General features: G+C 63.9%; 1 protein-coding gene and 1 pseudogene. Both read right to left on the bottom strand.

What is annotated here, in order from left to right; translation table 11 throughout:
* On the bottom strand, positions 1-988 hold a 988-nt coding region (locus QZH66_RS15800), incomplete at its 3' end, for a DUF4347 domain-containing protein (RefSeq protein WP_305806847.1).
* 62 nt (positions 989-1,050) lie between these two features.
* Positions 1,051-1,652: pseudogene (locus QZH66_RS15795) on the bottom strand (hypothetical protein); the annotation flags it as partial.

The raw sequence follows: 1,652 nt of genomic DNA, 5'->3' as shown, positions 1-1,652 counted from the left end.
CGCCGCCACCGCCGCCACCGCCACCGACCGCACCACCGACGTAAGGTGCGGTAACCCCGCCTCCGCCACCGCCTCCCGAGGCAGCGTTGCTGGTCACGATGACGTTCTTGAGGGTCAGGTTGCCGGCGTTGAAAATACCGCCGCCCATGGCCGCCGTGCCGTCCGTGCCGGCGGCAGCGCCATTGCCCGCCACCAGGCCCTGGGTGATCACCAAGCCATCCAGCGTCACGGTACTGCCGGACATGACTTCCACCACGCGGGTCTTGTATTGGCCGTTGAGGGTCACGTCGGCCACGCCGTCGTCGTTCAGGTCGCCGTCGAGGACAATGTTCTTGTTGACCAGCAGTTCGGAGGAGAGCTGCACCGTCATGCTTGTGCTGAAGGTGACGGTATCGCCCACCACCGCGTCGCTCAGGGCCTGGCGCAGTGTGCCGACACCCGAGTCAGCGTTGCTGGTGACGGTCAGGGTCGCCAGCCCCCATTGGTAGTCGTGCAGGTCTTGGGTAAACAGCACGTTGGCGCTTTCGATGGCGCCGGTGCTGATCTCCAGTTCCCAGTCGCCGCCTGCCCCGGTGCGGTTGTTGCTGGCCGCCACGTCCGCTCCCGTCAGTGCCGCCAGGCTGGCCACAAACTGCGCGCCTACTTCGCCAGCCGCCATGTCGCAGGCATAAACCAGCAGGTCGCCCTCTTCAGTCAAGCCCCGGCCGATGGCAGCCAGCGCCTCGCTTTGGCCTGCCAGCGTGCCGGCGTCCAGGAAGGTGCTGCCCAGCCAGAGTTGCCCCGCGCTGCCATGGGCCAGAATGTGCACGGCACCCACATCACCATGCTCGCCCAACGCCTTGGCCATCTGCTGCAGGCCGTCTTCGCCCGCGTTCAGATACACCACCTCGGCGCCCGGGGGAAGCCCTTTGAGCAAGGTCGCGACGTCTTTGACACGGCTGTCGACAAAGACGATTTCGCGGGCGGTTTTGGTGAGGTCCGTGGTCATGGTGTTGGTTTTTTGGGTTTAATGAAATAGGGCTCTGGCGCTTACTGGTATTGCGGTATATGCTATTTATTTAATAGCATATCCAGGCCAGCATTCAAAGGCTCCGCCACGGCAGGTGCTGCGGGTTTGGCGGTGATGACATGGGCGCGGCTGAGGGCCTTGTCTTGCCAGAAGGACAGCTTGCTGTATTGCTCGAACAAATCGGGCGGAAGAATGGTGGCGCGGCGTTCAATGCCCACTTTGGGCCGCACCTTGTGCAGGCCGTGCAGGCCCAGCGCCTCGTCAAAGTCTGGCGCGTCGTATTGCACCCGCTCGAAATCGTGCGCAAAAGCGGGCTCGTCCAGAAATTGGTAGACCAAGGGCAGCACCTTGTCCGGCGCCTGGGCCAACAGGTCGTAGTCCACCAGCAGCAGCGAGCTGGCGTGTTCGCCGTAGAAGGCTTCCTTGAGCGCCGTCCACGGGTAGCCCACCAGGCGGTTGTGCCGGGCCAGGGCTTCCACGCGGCTGTACACCGTGTTGCGCTCGGCATCGTCGCTGAACAGGCGCGTGATTTCATAGGGGTTGGCCCGGTAGCGGCGCTCGATGCTGTCCATGACCCAGGCCACATTGCGCACGCAGGCAATGAGTTTGGCCCCCGGAAAGAGGTCCATGAGCGCGGGCATCT

It is taken from the genome of Stenotrophomonas sp. YIM B06876 (assembly GCF_030711595.1).
Lineage (GTDB): Bacteria > Pseudomonadota > Gammaproteobacteria > Xanthomonadales > Xanthomonadaceae > Stenotrophomonas.
This window is presented reverse-complemented; position numbering and strand designations above follow the sequence as displayed.